Here is a 20232-nt window from a genome sequence, read left to right on the forward strand (position 1 = left end):
TACCCAAACAGTCACCGTGGGGACGACGCTGCCAGCAATCTAGGATCGCGCGGGCCCATGGCGCCCGCGCGCCGTAACGACGGGCCGAGGAGGAGCATGACCAGCCTGAGGGGTGCCAGGGGTGTTCGCCTGAAGGTCGCGGGGCTCGCCGCGGTGGCGCTGACCGCGTCGCTCGGCCTGACGGCCTGCGGCGGGGACGACGCCAAGGCGAGCGACGGCACGTTCACCGTGGGCCACCCCGAGCCCGACCATCTGCTCCCCGCCAACACCACGAGCAGCTACTCCTTCGACGTCATCACCGAGATGTTCGACAACCTGATGACGCTGACCAACGACGGCAAGGCCGTCCCGCTGGCGGCCGAGTCGGTCACCTCGGACGACCAGAAGGTCTGGACGATCAAGGTCAAGGCGGGCCAGAAGTTCCACAACGGGGAGCCGGTGACGGCGCAGAGCTTCGCCGACGCGTGGAACTACGCCGCGTACGGGCCGAACGCCATGGGCGCCAACGACTACTTCTCGTCCATCAAGGGGTACGACGAGCTGAACCCCGAGGACGAGAACGCCAAGCCGAAGGCCGACACGCTGTCCGGCCTGGAGGTCACCGGCCAGGACACGCTCAAGGTGACCCTGAACGCCCCGTTCAGCCAGTTCCCGATGCTGCTGACCTACCCGGCGTACGCGCCGATGCCGAAGGCGGGGCTCAAGGATCCGAAGGCGTTCGACGACCGCCCGATCGGCAACGGCCCGTACATGATCGACGGGAAGTGGGAGCGCAACAAGCAGGTCAAGCTCGTCGCGTTCCCCGGCTACACCGGGGCGCGCAAGCCGAAGAACAAGGGCGTGACCTGGAAGAGCTACTCCAGCGCCGACACCTCCTACACCGACCTGCGGGCCGGGCGGATCGACGTGCTGCAGACCATCCCGTCCGCCAAGGTGCCCGAGGCGAAGCGGCTCCTGGGCGACCGGTTCCTCGCCCGCAAGATGAGCACGACCGACTACCTCGGCTTCCCGCTGTTCGACAAGCGGTTCGACAATGCCGACCTGCGCAAGGCCATCTCGATGTCCATCGACCGGCAGGGCGTCAACAAGGCGGTCTACAACGGCAGCTACTTCCCGGCGGACTCGCTGATCCCGTCCATCATCCCCGGCCACCGCGCCAACGCCTGCGGTGAGCTGTGCACCTACAACCCGGCCAAGGCCAAGCAGCTGTTCGACAAGGCCGGCGGGTTCTCGGGGACGCTGGAGCTGTACTTCTCCAACGCGCAGCCGACCTACGCCCAGTGGATGCAGATCGTCGCCAACTCCCTGCGCGACAACCTCGGCATCAAGGACATCCAGTTCCGGCAGGTTCCCGCGTCCGACTACTTCTCCCTGCTGGGCGACCAGAAGGAGAAGGGCCCGTACCGGCAGAACTGGGAGGCCGACTACCCGAGCCCGCAGAACTACCTGGAGAACATGTGGGGCTCGGCCGGCAACCGGATGGGCTGGAAGAGCAAGGAGTTCGACGACCTCATCGCCAAGGCCAACAAGACGGCCGACCAGCAGCAGGCCATCGCGCTCTACAACCAGGCCGAGGACGTCGCCGTCCGCGAGATGCCGATGATCCCGCTGTGGACGTGGGCGGGTGAGGGCGGCCGCTCGAAGAGGGTCGACAACGTCACGATCACCCCGTTCTCGACGGGCCTGGTCGCCACCGATGTGACGGTGAAGTAACCGGCGATGTGGCGCTACGTCCTCCGGCGGCTCCTGCAGGCGATCCCGGTCTTCATCGGCACCACGCTGCTCATCTACGCGATGGTGTTCGCACTGCCGGGCGATCCGATCCAGGCGCTCGCCGGGGACAAGCCGGTCCCGGAGAACGTCCTGGAGACGCTCCGGGACCGGTACAACCTGAACGACCCGCTTCTGGTGCAGTACGCGAAGTACATGTGGGGCCTCCTCCAGGGCGACCTGGGGGAGAACTACACCGGCCAGAGCGTGTCGGAGATGCTCAGCGGACGCTGGACGGTGACCGCGCAGCTGGCGGTCACCGCCTGGGTCTACGAGATGGTCATCGGCATCCTGCTCGGCACGTGGGCGGGACTGCGGCGCGGGAAGCTCGCCGACACCCTCGTCCTCGGCGGGACGACGCTGGTCATCGCGGTGCCGGTGTTCGTCCTCGGCTACACGGCGCAGCTCCTCTTCGGGCTGCACTGGCAGATCTTCCCCACGGCCGGGACGGACGACGGGTGGCCGATGAGCTACCTGCTGCCCGGGATCGTGCTCGGCTCGCTCGGCCTGTCGTACGTGGCGCGGCTGACCAGGACGAGCCTCTCGGAGAACCTGCGCGCCGACTACGTGCGGACCGCGAACGCCAAGGGGCTCTCGCGGGCCCGGGTGGTCGGCCGGCACGCGCTCCGCAACTCGCTGATCCCGGTGGTCACCTATCTCGGCGTCGACTTCGGGAACATGATGGCCGGCGCGATCGTGACTGAGGGCATCTTCAACCTGCCGGGCATCGGGCAGCAGGTGTTCGAGTCGATTCAGCTGAAGGAGGGCCCCGTCGTGGTCGGCGCGGTCACCCTGCTGGTGCTCATCTTCCTGCTGGTCAACCTGGTCGTGGACCTGCTGTACGGGGTGCTCGACCCGCGGATCAGGTACGAGTGAGGGGCGCATGACGATCAAGCAGCCGGACGCCGGGCCGCCGGGCGCGGAGCCGGAACCGGCGCCCGGCGCGGGGGCCCCGGGAACGAGCGCCGCCGCGGTCGCCGTCGCCGGCGGCGAACTCGGCCGGGCGTCGCTGTGGGACGACGCGTGGCACGACCTGCGGCGCCGCTGGATCTTCTGGGGCTCGGTGGCGATCCTCGGGCTCGTGACGGTCATGGCCGCGGTGCCGCGGCTCTTCACGTCCAGGGGCGTCAACGAGGGCTGCGACCCGAACGACGCCAAGCTCGGACCGTCCGGCGACCACTGGTTCGGCACCGACCTCGCCGGCTGCGACTACTACGCGCACGTCGTGCACGGCGCCCGCCCCACGCTGCTGATCGGCGTCGCCGTCACCGTGTTCGCGCTCCTGATCGCCCTGGTGTTCGGGCTCCTCGCCGGCTACTACGGCGGCATCCTGGACACGCTGATCGCCCGGCTCACCGACATCTTCTTCGGGCTGCCGTTCGTGCTCGGCGCGACGGTGATCCTGGTCGCGTTCCCCTCGCACGGCGTGTGGGCGATGACCCTGGTGCTGGTGCTGCTCGGCTGGACGACGATGATCCGGATCATGCGGGGGCAGGTCATCTCCGTCCGGGACGCCGACTACGTGCAGGCGGCGCGGCTGCTCGGCGCGTCCGACGGGCGGATCATGACCCGGCACATCCTGCCGAACGCGATCGCCCCGGTGATCGTGGTCGCGACCCTCAACGTCGGCCACGTGATCGTGGGGGAGGCGACGCTGGACTTCCTGGGCGTCGGCCTGCAGTACCCGGAGGTCTCCTGGGGGCTGCAGCTCAACCAGGCGAAGGACTCCTTCATCGACCACCCGCATCTGCTGATCTTCCCCGCGGTGTTCCTGTCGGCCACGGTGCTGAGCTTCCTGATGCTCGGCGACGCCGTCCGCGACGCCCTCGACCCGAAGCTGCGGTGACCGGAGAGATGACCACGGACCTGAAGGACGACCCGGTGCCGGCGCCCCGCCCGGGGGCGCCGCTCCTGGAGGTCGAGGACCTGCACGTCCGGTTCCGCGTGCGGGACCAGGACGTCCACGCGGTGAACGGGCTCTCGTACACCCTCGCCGAGGGGGAGACGCTCGCGATCCTCGGCGAGTCGGGCTCGGGCAAGAGCGTCGCGGCGCAGGCCGTGATGGGGATCCTGGACGTCCCGCCCGCCCGCGTCGAGCGGGGGTCGGTGAAGCTGCGCGGCGAGGAGCTGCTCGGACTGCCCGAGCGGCGCCGCCGCGCCTACCGCGGCGACCGCATTTCGATGATCTTCCAGGACGCGCTGACCGCCCTGAACCCGGTGTTCACCGTCGGCGACCAGCTCCGCGAGATGTACCGGGTGCACCGCGGGCTCGGCCGCCGGGCGTCCCGCGACAAGGCCGTCGAGCTGATGGAGCGGGTGCGCATCCCGTCCGCCGCGAAGCGGCTCGGGGACTACCCGCACCAGTTCTCCGGCGGCATGCGGCAGCGCATCATGATCGCGATGGCGCTGGCGCTGGAACCGGACGTGCTGATCGCCGACGAGCCCACCACCGCGCTCGACGTGACCGTGCAGGCGCAGATCATGCGGCTGCTCGCCGCGCTCCAGGACGAGCTGCGCATGGGCATGGTGCTGATCACCCATGACCTCGGCGTCGTCGCCGGCGTCGCGGACCGGATCGTCGTCATGTACGCCGGGTCGGTCGCCGAGCAGGCGCCCGCCCGCGAGCTGTACGCGCGGCCCGCCCATCCCTACACGAAGGGGCTGCTGGCGTCGGTGCCGCGGCTCGACCGGCGCGGCGCGGCGCTCGTCCCGATCAAGGGGACGCCGCCGAACCCGGCCGCGCTCCCGCCCGGCTGCCCGTTCCAGCCGCGCTGCCCGCGCGCCGAGGCGGTCTGCGCGGCCGAGAGGCCGCCGCTCGTGACCGTCGCGCCCGGGCACGACGCCGCCTGCCACTTCGCCGAGGAGGTGCACGGTGCCGGAGCCGAATGAGGGCCCGATCCTCCAGGTCGAGGGGCTCGTCAAGCACTACCCGGTCACCCGCGGCGTGGTCGTCAAGCGGGCGGTCGGGCAGGTCAGGGCCGTGGACGGCGTGGACCTGGAGCTGAACCGCGGCGAGACCCTCGGCATCGTCGGGGAGTCAGGCTGCGGGAAGTCGACGCTGGCGAAGCTGCTGCTGGCCGCCGAACGCCCGACGGCCGGGACGGTCCGCTTCGACGGCCGGGACGTCTTCGCGCTGCCGAAGGCGGAGCTGCGCGCGCTCCGCCGCCGCATCCAGATGGTGATGCAGGACCCGTACTCGTCCCTCAACCCGCGGATGACGGTCGGCGACATCGTGGGGGAGCCGTTCGAGATCCACCCCGAGGTCGCGCCCAAGGGTGAGCGGCGCGGGCGCGTCCAGGAGCTGCTGGAACTCGTCGGGCTCGACCCCGACCACGTCGGCCGCTACCCGCACCAGTTCTCCGGCGGGCAGCGCCAGCGCGTCGGGATCGCCCGCGCCCTGGCGCTGCGCCCTGACGTCATCGTGTGCGACGAGCCGGTGTCGGCGCTGGACGTCTCCGTCCAGGCGCAGGTGATGAACCTCCTGGCGGAGCTGCAGCGGGAGCTGGGGCTGGCGTACATGTTCATCGCGCACGACCTGGCCGCCGTCCGGCACATCTCCGACCGCGTCGCCGTCATGTACCTGGGCAAGGTCGTCGAGACCGGCGACGAGACCCAGATCTACGAGCACCCGACCCACCCGTACACGCAGGCGCTGCTGTCGGCGGTCCCGGTGCCCGATCCGGACGCGCCCGGCTGGACGGGCCAGATCCAGCTGGAGGGGGAGCCGCCGTCGCCGCTGGATCCGCCGTCGGGCTGCCGGTTCCGCACCCGCTGCTGGAAGGCCGCGGACATCTGCGCCGAGCAGGAGCCCGCACTGCAGGAGCGGGACGGTTCTCCGGCGGAGGGAACGCCTGGTTCCGCACATCCCAGCGCATGTCATTTCGCGGCGGAGGCCGCTCTCACAGAACAAACCTGAGGTACCGCAGGCCCCGTGGGGCACGGTCCGTAGGGTGGAGGCCATGGCACGCAAGGGCAGGCACGGTCCCCGGCCGCGAACCTACAGGATCGCCGGCGGGGAGGCCGAGCTGCTGCGCGACGCCGACCGCGACGGCGGCTGGATGCTGCTCGTCGACGGCGTGCCGCAGTCGTACGTGGACCTGTCCGACCCCACCTACCTCGACTTCGAGTACATGCGGCTGATGGGCGACGTCGTCGACTCCCTCGGGCTGGACGGAGAGGCGTTCGACGCGGTCCACGTCGGCGGCGCCGGCTGCACCCTGCCCCGCTACATCGCCGCGACGCGGCCGGGGTCGCGGCAGGTCGTCCTGGAGCCGGACGCCGAGCTGGTGCAGCTCGTCCGGGAGCAGCTGCCGGTCAAGGGCGTCCCCGGCCTGCGCATCCGGGTCACCGACGGGCGCCGGGGCGTCGCGGCGCTCGCGGACGAGTCCGACGACCTGGTGGTGATGGACGCGTTCGCCGGGGCGTCGATGCCGCCGGAGCTCGCGACCCGCGAGTTCGTGCTGGACGCCGCGCGGGTGCTGCGCCCCCGCGGGGTCTACCTCGCCAACGTCGCCGACGGCTTCCGGCTGCCGTTCGCCCGCCGGGTGACCGCGACGGTCCGGTCGGTGTTCCGGCACGCGCTGCTGATGGGCGACCCGGGTGTGCTGCGCGGCCGCCGGTTCGGCAACCTGATCGTGGCCGCGTCCCGGGAGCCGCTCCCGGTGGCGGAGCTGACGCGCCGCGCCGCGGGCGGCATCGCCCGGGCCCGGCTGATGGAGGGCGGCGACCTCGCCGCGTTCTGCGCCGGCGCCGCGCCGCTGCGCGACGGCGAGGAGATCGTCACGCCGGTCCCCCCGCCGCAGGTCTTCGGGAGGTCCTGAAGCCCCGCCGAACGGACGTGTCACATTTCGCGGAGGCCGCCCCGTCCGAGTGACGGACGGCGGTCCCGACAGCCGACGAAGGAGCGATCAATGATTCTCGTGACCGGGGCGAGCGGCACGCTGGGACGGCCCCTCACCCGCCTGCTGGCCGAGAGCGGGGCGGACGTGCACGGGCTCAGCCGCCGGGCGAGGGCACCGCAGGACGGGGTGACCTGGCACAAGGGCGACCTCTCGACCGGTGAGGGGATCGACGCGGCCCTGGACGGCGTGGAGACGATCGTGCACTGCGCCAGCGATGCGTTCCGCGCCAAACGGGATCTGCCCGCCGCGGAGCGGCTGATCGAGGCGGCGCGCGGACAGGGCGCCCCGCACCTGATCTACATCTCGATCGTCGGAGTTGACAAGATCCCTTATCGCTATTACCGGACGAAGTACGCGGTGGAGAAGCTGATCGAGGACTCGGGCCTCCCGTACACGATCCTGCGGGCCACGCAGTTCCACACGCTGCCGGACACGGTCTTCGACATGCTCACCAAGATCCCCGGTGTGATGGCGCTGCCGAAAGGCCTGCGCGACCAGCCGATCGACGTCGGCGAGGTCGCGGAACGGCTCGCGGAACTGGCGCTCGCCGCCGGGCCCGCGCGGCGGGTCGAGGACATGGGCGGGCCGGAGGTGCTCTCGGCCGAGGAGATGATGCGGGACTACCTGAAGGCGCGGGGGCTGCGGCGTCCCGTCCGGGTGCCGATCCCGCTTCCCGGAGCCGCCGCCCGCGGGTTCCGGGAAGGTCACCACCTGACCCCGGACCATGTGGCGGGGAAGCGGACCTGGCGGCAGTTCCTAGATCAGACCCACGCACATCGGTAAGGGGTCGATTCCCCTCCCGTATCGGTCTCATCGGGGCGCGTCATGTCCCATAATCGAGCGATGGAGTCGTCCACCCGAATTCTCATTCTCGGCATGGATTCGTCGGGGAGAATTCTCCAGTTCGACCGGAACGCCACCGCCGTTCTCTCCCTGAATGCGGACGACCTGCTGGGCGCCCATCTGGACGAGGTGATCCCGGGCGCGAAGGAGCCGCTGCTGGAGGCGCTGAGGGCCGGGCGGGAGCGCACCGCCATGCTCGCCGTGGAGACCCAGGCGGGCGGGACGCTCGACGCGGTCGTGACCGTCCACCCGATGGGCGGCGGCGTGCCCGACATCGCGGCGCTCGCCGTGGTCCGCGTCCCGGTGCCGCTCGCGGACCGGTTCGTCGACCCGGCCGTCATCCGCCGGGCACTGCTGGACGACGCGCTCCCCCGGATCGGCTCCACCCTCGACCTGGAAATGCTGGCGCGCGGCCTGATGGACGTGCTCGTCCCGCACTTCTGCAATTCCGGGGCGCTGATGCTGCTGGAGAGCCACATCGACGCCGACGAGGCGCCGGCGGGCCCGGACGGCCCGCAGCTGCGCCGGATGGCGATCGGGTTCGACGACCAGGACCCGGCCTGGGACGCGACGTTCCCGACCGGCGAGTCGCTCGTCTACCCGGACGGGACGCCGCACGTGCTGTGCCTGGAGTCGGGCGAGCCGATCCTGCGCTCCCTCGGCGCCGAGGGAGCGGCCAGGCTCGCCGCCGCATGGCGCCGGCCGCCGGTCGCCGAACTGCTCAAGGGCGCGTCGATGCTGCTGCTCCCGATCACTTCGGCGGCGGGCGTCCTCGGCATCTTCGTCTGCACGCGCAACGCCGCGCACCGGCCGTTCGACGCGTACGACGTCGAGATCGGGATGGAGTTCGCGAGCCGGGCGTCCATCTTCATCGAGAGCGCCCGGCAGTACTCGCGGGAGCGGGCGACCGCGCTGACCCTGCAGCGCAGCCTGCTGCCGACCGGGCTGTCGGCGCCGTCGCCGGTGGAGGTCCACCACCGGTACCTGCCGGGCAGCCGGCTCATCGAGGTCGGCGGCGACTGGTACGAGTCGATCGCGCTCCCCGGCGCCAGGGTCGCCCTCGTGGTCGGGGACGTCGCCGGGCACGGCGTCAAGGCGGCCGTCACCATGGGGCGGCTCCGCACCGCCATCCACACCCTCGCCGGGTTGGAGCTGCCGCCGGCCGAGGCCCTCGAACGGCTCGACTCGCTGATGCGGACGCTCGGCGAACGCGAGCCGCACTTCGCCACCTGCGCCTACGTCGTCTACGACGCGGTGAGCGGCCGGTGCGAGGTCGCCAGCGCCGGGCACCTTCCGCCGCTGCTCGCCCCGCCCGGCGCGGCCTCGGAGTACCTGCCGGTGCCGCCGGCACCGCCGCTCGGCGTCGGCGGCGACGGCCCGATCGTCAGCCGCGAGTTCACCGTCGAGGACGGGACGCTGCTGTTCCTGTACACCGACGGCCTGGTGGAGAACCGGGCCCGCGACATCGACGACGGGCTGGCCCGGCTGCAGGCCACCTTCGGGCCGGGCGCCGCCGCCCGCCCGCTGGAGGACCTGTGCCAGGCGGCGCTCGACGGCATCTACGACGACCAGCACCGCGACGACATCGCGATGCTCGTGGCGCGGCTGGCGCGCATCCCGGCCGACCGGCACGCCTCGTGGGAGCTGCCCGCCGAGCCCGCCGCCGTCCGCCGGGCCCGCGGCCTCATCCGCGACCGGCTCGCCCGCTGGGGCCTGGACGACATGGCCCACACCACCACCCTGCTGGCGTCCGAGCTGGTCACCAACGCGATCCGGCACGCGGGCGGCCGGATCGGGCTGCGGCTGGTGCGGGAGGGCGGCCTGGTCTGCGAGGTGTTCGACTCCTCGGACGGGCGGCCCCGGATCCACCACCACGACGAGGAGGACGAGGCGACCGAGTCGGGCCGGGGCCTGCACGTCGTGGGACGGCTGGCGCAGCGCTGGGGCGTCCGCCGCACCAAGAGCGGCAAGGTCGTCTGGTGCGAGCAGGAACTTCCCTGAACCGCGGGCGGTGAAGCGGGCAGGTGCTCCCGGCCGTCCCGGTCGCGCGACCCGTCAGGCGCCGAGGGCGACCTCGTCGCGGCGGAGGACGATCAGGGCGACGTCGTCCTCCCGGTGCCCGAACTCGGCGAGGACGCGGTCGCTGAAGCGTTCGAGGTCGTCCTCCACGTCGGCAGCCACGGTCCGCAGCCGCTCCAGGTTGTCGGTGAGCGGGATGCCGCGCTCCTCGATCAGCCCGTCGGTGAGCAGCACGACGGTGCCGCCGGGCGGCACCTCGGTCTCCTCGACCTCCACGCGGCCCGCCGGGAAGCCGAGCAGCAGGCCGCCGCCCGCGCCGTAGCAGGCCCGGCCGCCGGCGATGTGCAGCGGCGGGATGTGCCCGGCGTTCGCGATCTGCGCGGCGCCGCTGAGGGGGTCCAGTGTCATCAGGCACATCGTCGCGGTCTGGTCGTCGTGGTAGCGCTCCATCACGTCGTTCAGCAGCCGGAGGATGGTGACCGGGTCGTGGCCCTCGGCGGCGAACGCCCGCAGGGCGTGCCGGATCTCCGCCATCACCGTGGCGGCGCGCAGCGAGTGGCCCTGCACGTCCCCGATGGCCACCAGCACCCGCTCGCCCCGGTCGAGGACCTCGTAGAAGTCGCCGCCGACCTCCGCCTGGTCGCCGGCCGGCTCGTAGCGGACCGCGAGCCCCCAGCCGGGCACCGAGGGCGGCGACTCGGGGAGAAGGCTGCGCTGGATGGTGAGCGAGATCGTGTGCTCCTCGGTGTAGGACCTGAGCGCCTCCATCGCGAGGGCCAGCGTCTGCCCGAGCTGCCGCAGCAGGTCGATGTCGCCCTCCGAGGGGACGCCGCGCGCCTCGATCGCGATGCCGGCGGGCGGGCGGCCGGCCTTGAGCCGCGACACCACGAGCACGGCGTCCTCGCCCAGCACCGTGTCGGGCATCAATTCCCGCCACTGCCGCGCGGGGATCCGCGTGACGTCGGTGCCGGTGTCGTCTCCGAGCCCGGCGAGTTCGGTCAGCCGGGCGAGCAGGCCGGGTGGATTGTCCCGGTGCTCCGGCCCCGTGCCCGGCTCCACGATCCGCACGGCCCGCCCCTCCAGCGTCTGGGTGAACACCGCGGCCGGCGTCTCGAAGATCGCGTGCGCGCCGCGCGCCGCGACGGCCGCCAGCCCCTCCAGGGACTTGGCCGCGTTGATCTCCAGGGACGTGCGGGTGAACGCGGCCATCCGGCCGGCCATCCGCTCGGCCCGCCGCCGCGCCCGGTAGTAGCGCAGCACGGCCTCGACGGTGGCGATGAACTCGCCGGGGTCGATCGGGTCGGTCATGTACGCGTCGGCGCCGCGGCGCAGCCCGTGCGTACGGTCGGCGACGTCCACGGCGTGCGCGGAGATGTGGATGACGGGCAGCGACCCGGTGGCCGGCGCGGCCTTGATCCGCTCGCAGACCTCGATCCCGCTCATGTCCGGCAGCCGCACGTCCAGGACCACCAGCTCGATCTCGTGCTCGGCGAGCCGCCGCCAGGTCTCCGCCGCGGAGGCGGCCTCCACCACGGTGTGCCCCGCGCGGCGCAGCCAGCTGCCGATGATGTACCGCTTGGTGTCGTTGTCGTCGACCACCAGCGTCGTGCACACCGGCCCGCCGGTCATGTCCTCGCCCCGGTGTTGTGGGTCAGGGCCGCGCGTACCGCCTCGGCCAGGGTCTCGGTGCTCATACTGTCCTTGGCCAGCACCGCGTCCGCGCGGTCCAGGCGGGGATCCTGCAGAGCGCCCACGTCCACCGCCGTGACCAGGACGACGGGTATCCCGGGCGGCATCTCGGTGAGGACGTCCAGCCCGTCCAGGTCGGGCAGGCGCAGATCCAGCAGCACGACGTCGGGCGGGTCCGCCGCGACCGCGGCCAGCGCCTCCCGGCCGTCCGCGGCCTCGCCGACCCGGTGCACGGCCTCGGCCACCAGGCCGTGCAGGTTCCGGCGGGCCGCTTCGTCGTCGTCCACGATCAGGACGTGCCGCAGGTCGAGCTCGGCGAGCGTCCGGTGCGGCGGCAGCCGCAGTGTCACGGTCGTCCCCCTGCCGACGACACTGTCCAGGAACAGGTCGCCGCCGAGCGCGCGGGCGAGCCGCCGTGCGTAGGGCAGGCCGAGGCCCGTGCCGCGCGCCTGGCTGCCCGGCACGCGGTAGAACTCCTCGAAGACCCGTTGCCGGTCGGCGGGCGTGATGCCGGCGCCGGTGTCGGTGACGACGAACTCGGTGTGCGCGGGCGTCTCCCGGGCCAGGAGCCGGACCTCCCCCTCCGCGGTGAACTTCAGCCCGTTCCCGACCAGGTTCCGCAGGATGCGGGAGAGCATCTCCGGGTCGGTGACGAGGACGGGCGGTGCGGTGGCGGCCTCCACGGTGAGCGTCAGCCCGGCCTGCCCTGCCATCGGGGTCAGCAGCTCGGTGAGGTCCTCCAGAAGCGCGGGGATGTTCACCGGCACAAGGCGCGGCTCCAGCCGGCCCTGCTCGGCCCGGGCGATGTCCAGCAGCTCGTTCACCAGCGTCAGCAAGGTGCCGCCGGTGTCACCGATCAGGGAGATCTGCTGGCGCTGCTCGGGGGTGACGGGGGCCGCGGCGGGGTCGAGCAGCAGCCTCGTGAGCCCGATGATGCCGTTGACCGGGGTGCGCAGCTCGTGGCTGATGTTCGCCCAGAACCGGTTCTTCCCCTCGCCCGCCTCGCGCAGCTGGTCGGACTTCTCCTCCAGCTCCGCATAGAGCGCCACCACACCCCGGTTGGTCTCCTCCAGTTCCTCCGAGATCTCGTTGTAGAGGGCCATCACGCCGTGGTTGGTGTCTTCCAGCTCGGTGTTGAGGGACCGCAGTTCCTCCTGCTGCAGCTGAAGGTCCTCAAGCGCGGCCATCAGTTCGGCGTTCTGCGTGCGGAGCTCTTCGAGCGCCGGAACCGGCCTGAGCCGCTGGAGCCGGGAGCGCAGGTCCTCCAGCTCCGCGTCGCCGACGGGAACGGCTCCGGCGGGCAGATCCTTGCGGAGCCGGATGAGGACCCCGCCGCCGGTCTCCTCCTCCTCGACCCGGTTCATCAGCCGGGTGGCGGCCCGGCCCGCCTCCGGCCGGTCCCGGCCGATCCGCGGCACGAGGAACAGCTCGATCACCAGGCCGGCAGGCCGCTCGCGGTCGAGGCGGAACGTGACCGACACCCTGGGGGAGGAGGCGTGCAGCTCCCGCCCGGCCTCGCTGAGCGCGGTGGCGACCCGGACCTGGTCCTGATGGTCGAGGCCGACCGCGGCGGCGACCTGCCGGCCCGCCTGCCGGACGGTGAACACGCCCTGCTCGTCCACGATCTCCATGCGGAGCAGTTCGTCGGCCATCCGGTCACCTCCACCCGGACGTCGTGACGGCGAGCACCGACCGGTCGTCGTGACGCACTCCGGCGTCGCGCAGCAGGGCCGCCGCGATCAGCAGCGGGTCGTGGCCGAGCAGGCCCAGCTGGTCGGTGAGGTCCCAGCGGCTGGTCAGCCCGTCGGAGTGCAGTACCACCGCGGCTCCCGGCGGCAGATCGTAGGAGTGCTCCCGGATCCGCTCGTTGTGCGTGCCGGCGATTCCGGGAACCGAGACCATTCCGTACCGGCGCTCCGGCCCGAGGATCCACCCGGCGACGTTCCCGAGCCCGGCGAACCGCACCCGCCCGGCGGCCGGCTCGACGGCGGCGACGGCGACCGCGCCGCCGCGGGTCGGGCCCATCCGCCGGTGGACGTGCCCGAGGACGTCGGCGGGCCGGCCGGGCAGGGACGTCTCGTGCGCCCCGCGCACGGCCTCCAAGGCGGCGCGCGCGGCCAGCGGTCCGTGCCCGAGGCCGTCGCAGAGCATCGCGTAGACGGTGCCGTCCAGGAGCCGCGCCGTGAAGGCGTCGCCGCACTCCTCCTCGCCCTCGATCGGCTGCGTCAGCCCGGAGAACGGCGGGTCGGCGGCACCGGCGGGCGTGCCCCGCGGCCGGAACCGCGCGTACAGCACGGTGCCGGCCCGGGGACGCGAGCACAGGCCGCTCTGGTCGGCGAGCCGCTCGATGGCCCCCAGGCCGAGGCCGAGCGTGCCGCTGGTCGAGTAGCCGTCCATCCGCGACACCGGCACGTCGGTGATGCCGGGTCCGCGGTCGACGCAGAGGAACTCCAGCGCGGCGCTCTCGCCGTCCCGCACGATGCGCAGCAGCATCTCGCCGTGCCGGGCGTGCTTGACGAGGTTCGTCGCCGCCTCGGTGGCGGCCAGGTGGATCCGGCTGAGGCCGTCCGCGCCGAACCCGAGCCGCTCGGCGAGCACGGTGATCCGGCGGCGCACGCCCGCCGCGGCGCTCGGGTCCTCCACCCGCACCCACAGCGACTCGCACGCGGGCGGGCCGGTCGTCCATCCGGCACCGGTCAGCGCAGCCATTTGGCCACCGTCACCGTGGTGCCCTTCCCGGTCTCGCTGCGCAGGCTGAACTCGTCGCTCAGCCGGCGCGCGCCCGACAGGCCGAGGCCGAGGCCCGCCCCGCTCGACCAGCCCTCGGTGAGCGCCTGCTCCACGTCCGCGATGCCGGGACCGTCGTCGGTGAAGACGACGCGCACCCCCTGCCGGCCCAGCTCGCCGGTGGCCCGCTCCACCCGCATCGTGCCGCCGCCGCCGTGGGCGAAGGTGTTGCGGGCCAGCTCGCTGGCCGCGGTGACGAGCTTCGTCTGGTCCACCAGGGACAGGCCCGCCGCCGCCGCGGCGGCCCGCACCACGTGCCGGACGCGGACCACGTCGTCGTTCGAGGTGATCGCTACCTCCTCGCCGGGCGGGATCGTCACGGGCCGTCCACCATGCCGGAGCCGGCCTCCGACAGCGCGGAGCCGGCCTCGGACGGCGCCAGGTCGGGCTCGGACAGTGCGGGGCCGGCCTCGGCCGTCCTCGCGTCGAGCAGGCGCATGCCCTCCTCCAGGTCCAGCGCGGTGCGCACCCCGCCCAGGGACAGCCCGAGCTCGACCAGCGTGATCGCCACCGCGGGCCGCATCCCGACGACCACCGTCTCGGCGTCCATGAGCCGCGACATGGCGGCGACGGTGGCGAACGCGCGGCCGATGAACGAGTCGACGATGTCCACCGCGGTGATGTCGATGACCACGCCGCGCGCGCCGGTGCCGACGATCCGCTCGGCGAGGTCCTCCTGCAGCGCCAGCACGGTCTGGTCCCGCAGGTCGACCTGGATCGACACGAGCAGGACGCTCCCGATCTTGAGTATCGGCACGCGTTCCATCAGTCCTCCGGCCCGCCGGTCACCCGCACCCCGCTGCGGTCGAGCGCGTAGGCCAGCGCGTCCGCCATCGAGGCCTTGGTCACGATGTCGCCGAACTCGATGCCGAGCGTCACGATCGTCTGCGCGATCTGCGGCCGTATCCCCGAGATCACGCACTGCGTGCCCATCAGCCGGGCGGCCATCACGGTCTTCATCAGATGCTGGGCGACCTCGGTGTCCACGGCCGCCACCCCGGTGATGTCGATCACCGCGAACCGGGAGCGGGTGTCCACCAGCGTCTGCAGCAGCGTCTCCATGACGACCTGGGTGCGGGCCGAGTCCAGGGTGCCGACCAGCGGCACCCCGAGGATCCCGTCCCAGAGCTTCACCACGGGCGTGGACAGCTCCATGAGTTCCTCGGCCTGGTTCGCAATGACCTGTTCGCGGGTGGCCGCGTAGGTCTCGAATGTCGCCAGCCCGAGCTCGTCGACGTAGGCCGAGAAGTCGATGAGGTCGCCGTAGGCCCGCTGGTCCCGGGTGGTCCGGATCCGCTCGTAGAGCGCCTGCTTCAGCGCGAACACGCCGATCGCGGTCTCGCTCGGGCTGAACCCGTGCCGGGCCCGGGCGCGCGATATCTCCGCCAGCGCCGCCCTCAGCTCGCCGGCGGCGGTGTCGTCGCCGTCGAAGGCCCGCTGGACCAGCCCGTACAGCTCGGTCAGCTCCGACCGGAGCTCGGGCTCGGTGATCCGGCCGCGCACGCTGCCGCCGACCAGTTCGATCCAGCGGTCCAGCACCGGCTCCTCCCAGGAGCGGAGCAACTCCGTGATCCGTCCGTCGGCTGATCCGTCGGTCATGGCCGAGCCCCCATCCGTGCCCCGGACCGGACGGCGATGGCTAGGAGGGCTGCCGCCGCGCGGTCACTCGGGGCGTTCGTCCAGGCCGCGCCACCCGGTACTCACCCGCACCACCGTAACCGGCGAAACCGGCCGCGCCGCCCTCGATGACCTGGACGTTCATGTGCGATGACCAGTTTTTGGCTTTGCTGGTCAGTCCCACCAGAATGACCAATTGGTCTTGCCGCGGATCTCCTCGGCGTAGCCGGCGAGCGTTCCCGGGCCCTGGAAGAGGATGTCGGGGCAGAACGTCCAGTGCTCGGCCGCGACGTGCACGGCGTGCCGGGTGGTGACGGGCGGTGCGGCGACGCTGAGTTCCAGGGTGTTGAAGCCGAGCCCGACGACGCGGGCGCCGAACCGGTCCTCCCAGCTGCGCAGGACGGCGGCGAGCGGCGCCGTCCACTCGTTGTGGTTGAGGGCGCCCTGCCAGCCGACGGCGGCGAGCGCGTCGGCGCCGCGGCCGACCGCGACCAGGCCGAGCGACATGCCGCGGCCGCCGAGGACGCGGGCGTAGCGGTCGGCCATGGCGCCGGGGTCGTCGACCGGGACGCCGGCGGGCGCGGGCCCGGGGCAGTGCCGCCCGTAGGGGGCGAGGTCCCGGTGGTCGTCGTCGGCCGCCTGCTCCGCCCAGTCGGCCCACACCTCGTACATGAACGCGTGGGGGTGGTAGTTGCCGACCTCGGCGACCGGTTCCGGCGCGATCTGGCCGGCCGCCCAGGGCTGGTCGGTCTCGTCCATCATGAGCGGCCACAGGCCCGACCGGGGGTGCTCGGCGCGGAGCCTCGCCCACATGTCCCCGCCGGCCGGCTCGTCGCTCAGCCAGAGCGCGGGCCGCAGGAGGTGCTGCCGCTGCGGATAGCCGGGGTCGGGCCAGACCAGGTCCCCGCCGGGCAGCGGCACCGACAGCGTCCGCCCGGCCGCGTCGTCCTCGACGCCGCCGTCGAACAGCTGCGGCAGGTCGCCCGGCAGGTGCCGGACCTCCACATCATCCATTTCACGCCGTTCCGGTACAGAGCATGCCAGTGGCGATCGTAACGGCGAGGAGGCCGCCCGGGGGACGAGCCGTGCGGTTCGTCCTTCCCGGGCGGCCCGGCGACCGGGGTCACGGTTCCCGGCGGCCCCGGAGCAGATAGTCGATCAGCACCGCGACGACGGCGACGCCGGTGACGACGCTGACGGCGATCTGGACCCAGGTGTCGCCGAGGACCACGTTGGAGATCACGTTTGCGGCGATGAGGATGCTGACCAGCGTCCAGCGGGTGGAGTTGCTCATGGCTCTACTGCCTTTCAGGAAAGGGTGGGGGAGGTGCGCGGGCGCAGCACGGCCCGCGCGGGGAGCAGGATCGCGGCGGCGCCGGATCCGGCCACGGCGGCGAGGACCGCCGCGCAGGTGAGCGGTGGGATCGAGGGCAGCGGGAGTCCGGTGACGGCGGCGGCGAACGCCGGCAGCGTCACCGCGGCGATGAGGGCCCCGGCGGCGATGCCGGTGCCGAGGACGATCACGGCCTCCAGCCGGAGCATCCGCAGCACCTGCCGGCGGGTGGCTCCGACCAGCCGCAGCAGGGCGAACTCGCGGCGGCGCGCCGCCGTCGCCAGCGCGAGCGTGGTGACGAGCCCGATGAGGATGAACCCGGTGATCGCCGCCACGACCAGCCGGCTGACGAACCCCTGCAGCTCGACCTCCTGCGACAGGTTCGCCTGGAGATCCTCCGGGGAGAGCACCTGGGTTCCGGTGTAGGCGGCGGTGACGGCGCGCAGGTCCGCCTGCCCGCGGACGAGGACGCGGTCGTCCAGCGGCGAGGACGAGTGCGCGGCGACGAGGTCGTGGGGGAGCAGCACGTCGCCGAAGCCGAGCCCCCGGTCGTAGATCGCCACCACGCGGGCCGTGACGCTCGTCCCGTCGCCGAGCCACAGCCGCGCCGTGGACCCGGCGTCGAGGCCGCCGGCGACGTCCCGGCTGAGGGCCACGGCCGTGCCGCGCAGGTCGCCGAGCCGGCCGGACGAGACGTCCGGGTCCATGGTCGCGGCGGCGTCCGCGCCGATGCCGCTGCCGTTCAGCGAGCGGAGGTTCTTCTCGCCCAGTTCCTTCACCGCCATGACGACGGTGGCGCGCTTGACCGGCGTGGCCGCCGTGACGCCCGGGACGCGGCGGACCGCCTCCGCGACACCTGCCGGAAGACCGGGCCCGGCCGCCACGACGATCTGGTCGGCGCGGTTCCCGTCCCGCGCCTGCACCTGCGTGGCGTGCACGACGGTGGTCTGCGCGAACAGCTGGACGCCGGCGAACGCGACGGCCAGGGCGACCGGAGTGATCAGCGACCCGGCGCGCAGGGCGGCGGCGCCCGCCGCGTGCTGGGCCATCCGGCCGGACACCGGGGAGACGGCCCGGGCCGCGCGGCCCAGCACCCGGTTCCCGCACCTGGCCACCAGCGGCCCGAGGAACGCCGTCGCGATGATCAGGGAGATGACGAGCCCGCCGATCGAGGCGCTCGCGGCGGGGCCGGTGGCTCCGGCCGAGAACCCGAGGGCGTTCAGGCCGATGACGAGGAACACCGCACCGGTGATGACGCGCCATCGGGGCAGCGTCGCCGGCTCGGCCGCGGCCTCGCCCAGCGCCTCCACCGGGCGGATGCGCGACACGCGGAGCGAGGCGAGGAACGCGGTCGCGGCCGCGGCGAGCAGCGTGATCGCGACCGCCGCCAGGGCCGGCAGCGGGCCGAGCGACAGCCCGAAGCCGTCCGGCAGGACGCCCTTGCGGATCATCGCGGCGTGCATCCCGGCACCGGCGCCGAGGGACAGGAGGCCGCCCGCGGGCGCGGCCGCACCCGCGATCCGCACCGTCTCGCGCACGATGCGTCCCCGCACCTGCCCGGGCGTCGCGCCGACCGCGCGGAGCAGCGCCAGTTCGCGTGCCCGTTCCCGCACGGACAGGACGATCAGGCCGCCGACCACCACGAGCGCGGTCATCACCGCGACGCCGCCGAACGAGGCGGCCAGTTCCACGATGCCGGGACGCGCGGCGGCGACGGCCGGGTCCTCCGCGTCGCCGCGCGCCGCCCCGGTCGCGACGGTGAGCCCGGGCGCGGCCTCGCGGAGCGCGTCCGCGCCGGCGTCGCCGAGCACCGCGAGGGCGTCCGCCCGGCCAGGGCTCCCGTTGAGGGCGGCGGCCGTCGCCGTGGTGAAGAACGCCGCTCCGGGGCCGTCCGCGACGAGTCCGGAGACCCGGTAGGGACGGGGCGTCCCGTCGATCTGCATCCGGACCACCGCGCCGGGCGCGGCCCCCGAGGACCGGCTCAGGACGACCTCGTCCGGTGCCCGCGGGGCACGCCCCGTGCTCAGCGTGTAGGGACGAAGCGCGGCCGACTCCCAGCCGTGCCCCGTCATCGTCCGCCCCGAGGAGAGCAGCACGGGGAACGACACGTCCGCGACCACGTCCCGGACGCCCGGCACGGCGCGCAGCTTCGCGGCCGTCGCGGTCGGGACGGCCGCGCGCCCGGTCAGGGGCCGGCTCTGTTCCTCCGGCTCCTCACCGAGCCGTTTCATCCTGGCGGTGACGCTCTCGGGCCCGGTCACGACCGCCGTCGCGGCGCCGAACCGCTCGACCGGCGCGTGCGCCCGCAGCGCCGACTCCAGCAGCACCCCGCACGCCCCGACGAGCGTCGCCGCGAACGCCAGCGCGACGAAGATCCCCGCGGACGCCCCTCTGGTCCTCACAGCGTCTCCCACCGGGACATGACGGCGGACACCGTCGGGGCGGCCAACTCGTCCACGATCCGGCCCCGGCTCAGGAACACCACGGAGTCGGCCCACGCGGCGGCCATCGGGTCATGCGTGACCAGCACGATCGTCTGGCCCGTCAGGTCGGCGGCCTCCCGCAGCATCCGCAGGACGTCGCGGGCCGTGCGGGGGTCGAGCGCCCCCGTCGGCTCGTCCGCGAAGACGACCTCGGGGCGGGTGATCAGCGCACGGGCCAGGGCCGCGCGCTGCTGCTGCCCGCCCGACAGCTCGGACGGGCGGTGCCGCAGCCGGTCCGCGAGCCCGACCCGCCGGACGACCTCCTCCAGCCAGGCCGGGTCGGCCTCGGCGCCGCCGAGGTGGAGCGGGAGCGTGATGTTCCGCTCGACGTCCATGGACGGGATCAGGTTGAACGCCTGGAACACGAACCCGATCCGCTCCCGGCGCAGCCGTGTCCGCTTCGCCTCGTTCAGCCGGCCGATGTCGACGCCGCCGATCCGGACGGTTCCCGCGCTCGGGCGGTCGAGCCCGGACGCGCAGTGCAGGAACGTGCTCTTGCCCGATCCGGACGGGCCCATCACCGCGGTGAACCCGCCGCGCGGGAACGTCCAGGTGATGCCGTCCAGCGCCCGGACCGCGCCGTAGGTCCTGGTGACCGAGTCGAGGCCGACCGCCTCTGGGCCCGTCGCCCGCACGGTGGCCTCGGCCGTCATCGTCATCATGGTTCCCCTCCGCGGGATGCCGCCTCTCACCTGGACGAACCTAGGTCCGGGGCTGGGCCCGGCACATGCCCCCGCACTCCCGAATCGATGGTGTAGCGGGCTACACCAAAGGCCGGGGTGAACGCCCG

18 protein-coding genes are annotated in these 20232 nt (G+C 73.1%); 8 read left to right on the forward strand and 10 right to left on the reverse strand.

Going from position 1 to position 20232, the window contains the following annotated elements; genetic code table 11:
* Window positions 1–96 precede the first annotated feature (96 nt).
* The 8 genes from ACQPZP_RS18850 to ACQPZP_RS18885 all read left to right on the forward strand — a co-directional run bounded on the left by ACQPZP_RS18850 (window position 97) and on the right by ACQPZP_RS18885 (window position 9515).
* Window positions 97–1713 carry a peptide ABC transporter substrate-binding protein gene (locus tag ACQPZP_RS18850; protein WP_433478914.1) on the forward strand — a complete coding sequence of 539 codons (1617 nt, stop codon included), beginning with the start codon at window positions 97–99 and terminating at the stop codon, window positions 1711–1713.
* Window positions 1714–1719: 6 nt separating this feature from the next.
* A complete protein-coding gene (locus tag ACQPZP_RS18855) occupies window positions 1720–2646 on the forward strand; it encodes an ABC transporter permease (RefSeq protein WP_433478915.1) in 927 nt (308 codons plus the stop codon).
* Between the two features lie 7 nt (window positions 2647–2653).
* Window positions 2654–3616, forward strand: coding sequence for an ABC transporter permease (locus ACQPZP_RS18860; RefSeq protein WP_433478916.1), 963 nt, complete (start codon window positions 2654–2656; stop codon window positions 3614–3616).
* Window positions 3617–3624: 8 nt separating this feature from the next.
* Window positions 3625–4659, forward strand: coding sequence for an ABC transporter ATP-binding protein (locus tag ACQPZP_RS18865; protein WP_433478917.1), 1035 nt, complete (start codon window positions 3625–3627; stop codon window positions 4657–4659).
* The gene (locus ACQPZP_RS18870) at window positions 4643–5686 is read left to right on the forward strand and encodes an ABC transporter ATP-binding protein (RefSeq protein WP_433478918.1); all 1044 of its coding nucleotides are present in this window, start codon (window positions 4643–4645) and stop codon (window positions 5684–5686) included. The genes ACQPZP_RS18865 and ACQPZP_RS18870 overlap by 17 nt, the downstream gene beginning before the upstream one ends.
* A 43-nt stretch (window positions 5687–5729) precedes the next feature.
* A complete protein-coding gene (locus ACQPZP_RS18875) occupies window positions 5730–6590 on the forward strand; it encodes a spermidine synthase (protein ID WP_433478919.1) in 861 nt (286 codons plus the stop codon).
* Window positions 6591–6680: 90 nt separating this feature from the next.
* Complete coding sequence (locus ACQPZP_RS18880) at window positions 6681–7454, forward strand: SDR family oxidoreductase (RefSeq protein WP_433478920.1); 774 nt, start codon at window positions 6681–6683, stop codon at window positions 7452–7454.
* A gap of 60 nt (window positions 7455–7514) precedes the next feature.
* Window positions 7515–9515 carry a SpoIIE family protein phosphatase gene (locus ACQPZP_RS18885; protein WP_433478921.1) on the forward strand — a complete coding sequence of 667 codons (2001 nt, stop codon included), beginning with the start codon at window positions 7515–7517 and terminating at the stop codon, window positions 9513–9515.
* A gap of 54 nt (window positions 9516–9569) precedes the next feature.
* On the opposite strand, the gene ACQPZP_RS18890 is transcribed toward ACQPZP_RS18885, so the two are convergent.
* The 10 genes from ACQPZP_RS18890 to ACQPZP_RS18935 all read right to left on the reverse strand — a co-directional run bounded on the left by ACQPZP_RS18890 (window position 9570) and on the right by ACQPZP_RS18935 (window position 20104).
* Window positions 9570–11162: a SpoIIE family protein phosphatase gene (locus ACQPZP_RS18890; RefSeq protein ID WP_433478922.1), complete on the reverse strand. Its 1593-nt coding sequence runs from the start codon at window positions 11160–11162 to the stop codon at window positions 9570–9572.
* Window positions 11159–12874 (reverse strand): ATP-binding protein, encoded by a 1716-nt coding sequence (locus ACQPZP_RS18895; protein ID WP_433478923.1) that lies wholly within the window; start codon window positions 12872–12874, stop codon window positions 11159–11161. Before ACQPZP_RS18895 ends, ACQPZP_RS18890 begins: the two co-directional genes overlap by 4 nt.
* A gap of 4 nt (window positions 12875–12878) precedes the next feature.
* Window positions 12879–13931 (reverse strand): ATP-binding protein, encoded by a 1053-nt coding sequence (locus ACQPZP_RS18900; protein ID WP_433478924.1) that lies wholly within the window; start codon window positions 13929–13931, stop codon window positions 12879–12881.
* On the reverse strand, window positions 13919–14323 hold the full coding sequence (locus ACQPZP_RS18905) for an ATP-binding protein (protein WP_433479630.1): 405 nt from the start codon (window positions 14321–14323) through the stop codon (window positions 13919–13921). Before ACQPZP_RS18905 ends, ACQPZP_RS18900 begins: the two co-directional genes overlap by 13 nt.
* Before the next feature lie 2 nt (window positions 14324–14325).
* Window positions 14326–14775: an STAS domain-containing protein gene (locus tag ACQPZP_RS18910; RefSeq protein ID WP_433478925.1), complete on the reverse strand. Its 450-nt coding sequence runs from the start codon at window positions 14773–14775 to the stop codon at window positions 14326–14328.
* Window positions 14775–15608, reverse strand: a complete 834-nt coding sequence (locus ACQPZP_RS18915; RefSeq protein WP_433478926.1) for an STAS domain-containing protein — start codon at window positions 15606–15608, stop codon at window positions 14775–14777. Before ACQPZP_RS18915 ends, ACQPZP_RS18910 begins: the two co-directional genes overlap by 1 nt.
* Window positions 15609–15800: 192 nt before the next feature.
* On the reverse strand, window positions 15801–16640 hold the full coding sequence (locus tag ACQPZP_RS18920) for a DUF4253 domain-containing protein (protein WP_433478927.1): 840 nt from the start codon (window positions 16638–16640) through the stop codon (window positions 15801–15803).
* A 109-nt stretch (window positions 16641–16749) separates the two neighbouring features.
* Window positions 16750–16920 carry a hypothetical protein gene (locus ACQPZP_RS18925; protein WP_433478928.1) on the reverse strand — a complete coding sequence of 57 codons (171 nt, stop codon included), beginning with the start codon at window positions 16918–16920 and terminating at the stop codon, window positions 16750–16752.
* A 14-nt stretch (window positions 16921–16934) separates the two neighbouring features.
* Complete coding sequence (locus tag ACQPZP_RS18930) at window positions 16935–19361, reverse strand: FtsX-like permease family protein (protein WP_433478929.1); 2427 nt, start codon at window positions 19359–19361, stop codon at window positions 16935–16937.
* Window positions 19358–20104: an ABC transporter ATP-binding protein gene (locus ACQPZP_RS18935; RefSeq protein ID WP_433478930.1), complete on the reverse strand. Its 747-nt coding sequence runs from the start codon at window positions 20102–20104 to the stop codon at window positions 19358–19360. The genes ACQPZP_RS18930 and ACQPZP_RS18935 overlap by 4 nt, the downstream gene beginning before the upstream one ends.
* Window positions 20105–20232: the final 128 nt, after the last annotated feature.

It is taken from the genome of Spirillospora sp. CA-142024, assembly GCF_050942325.1.
Lineage (GTDB): Bacteria > Actinomycetota > Actinomycetes > Streptosporangiales > Streptosporangiaceae > Spirillospora.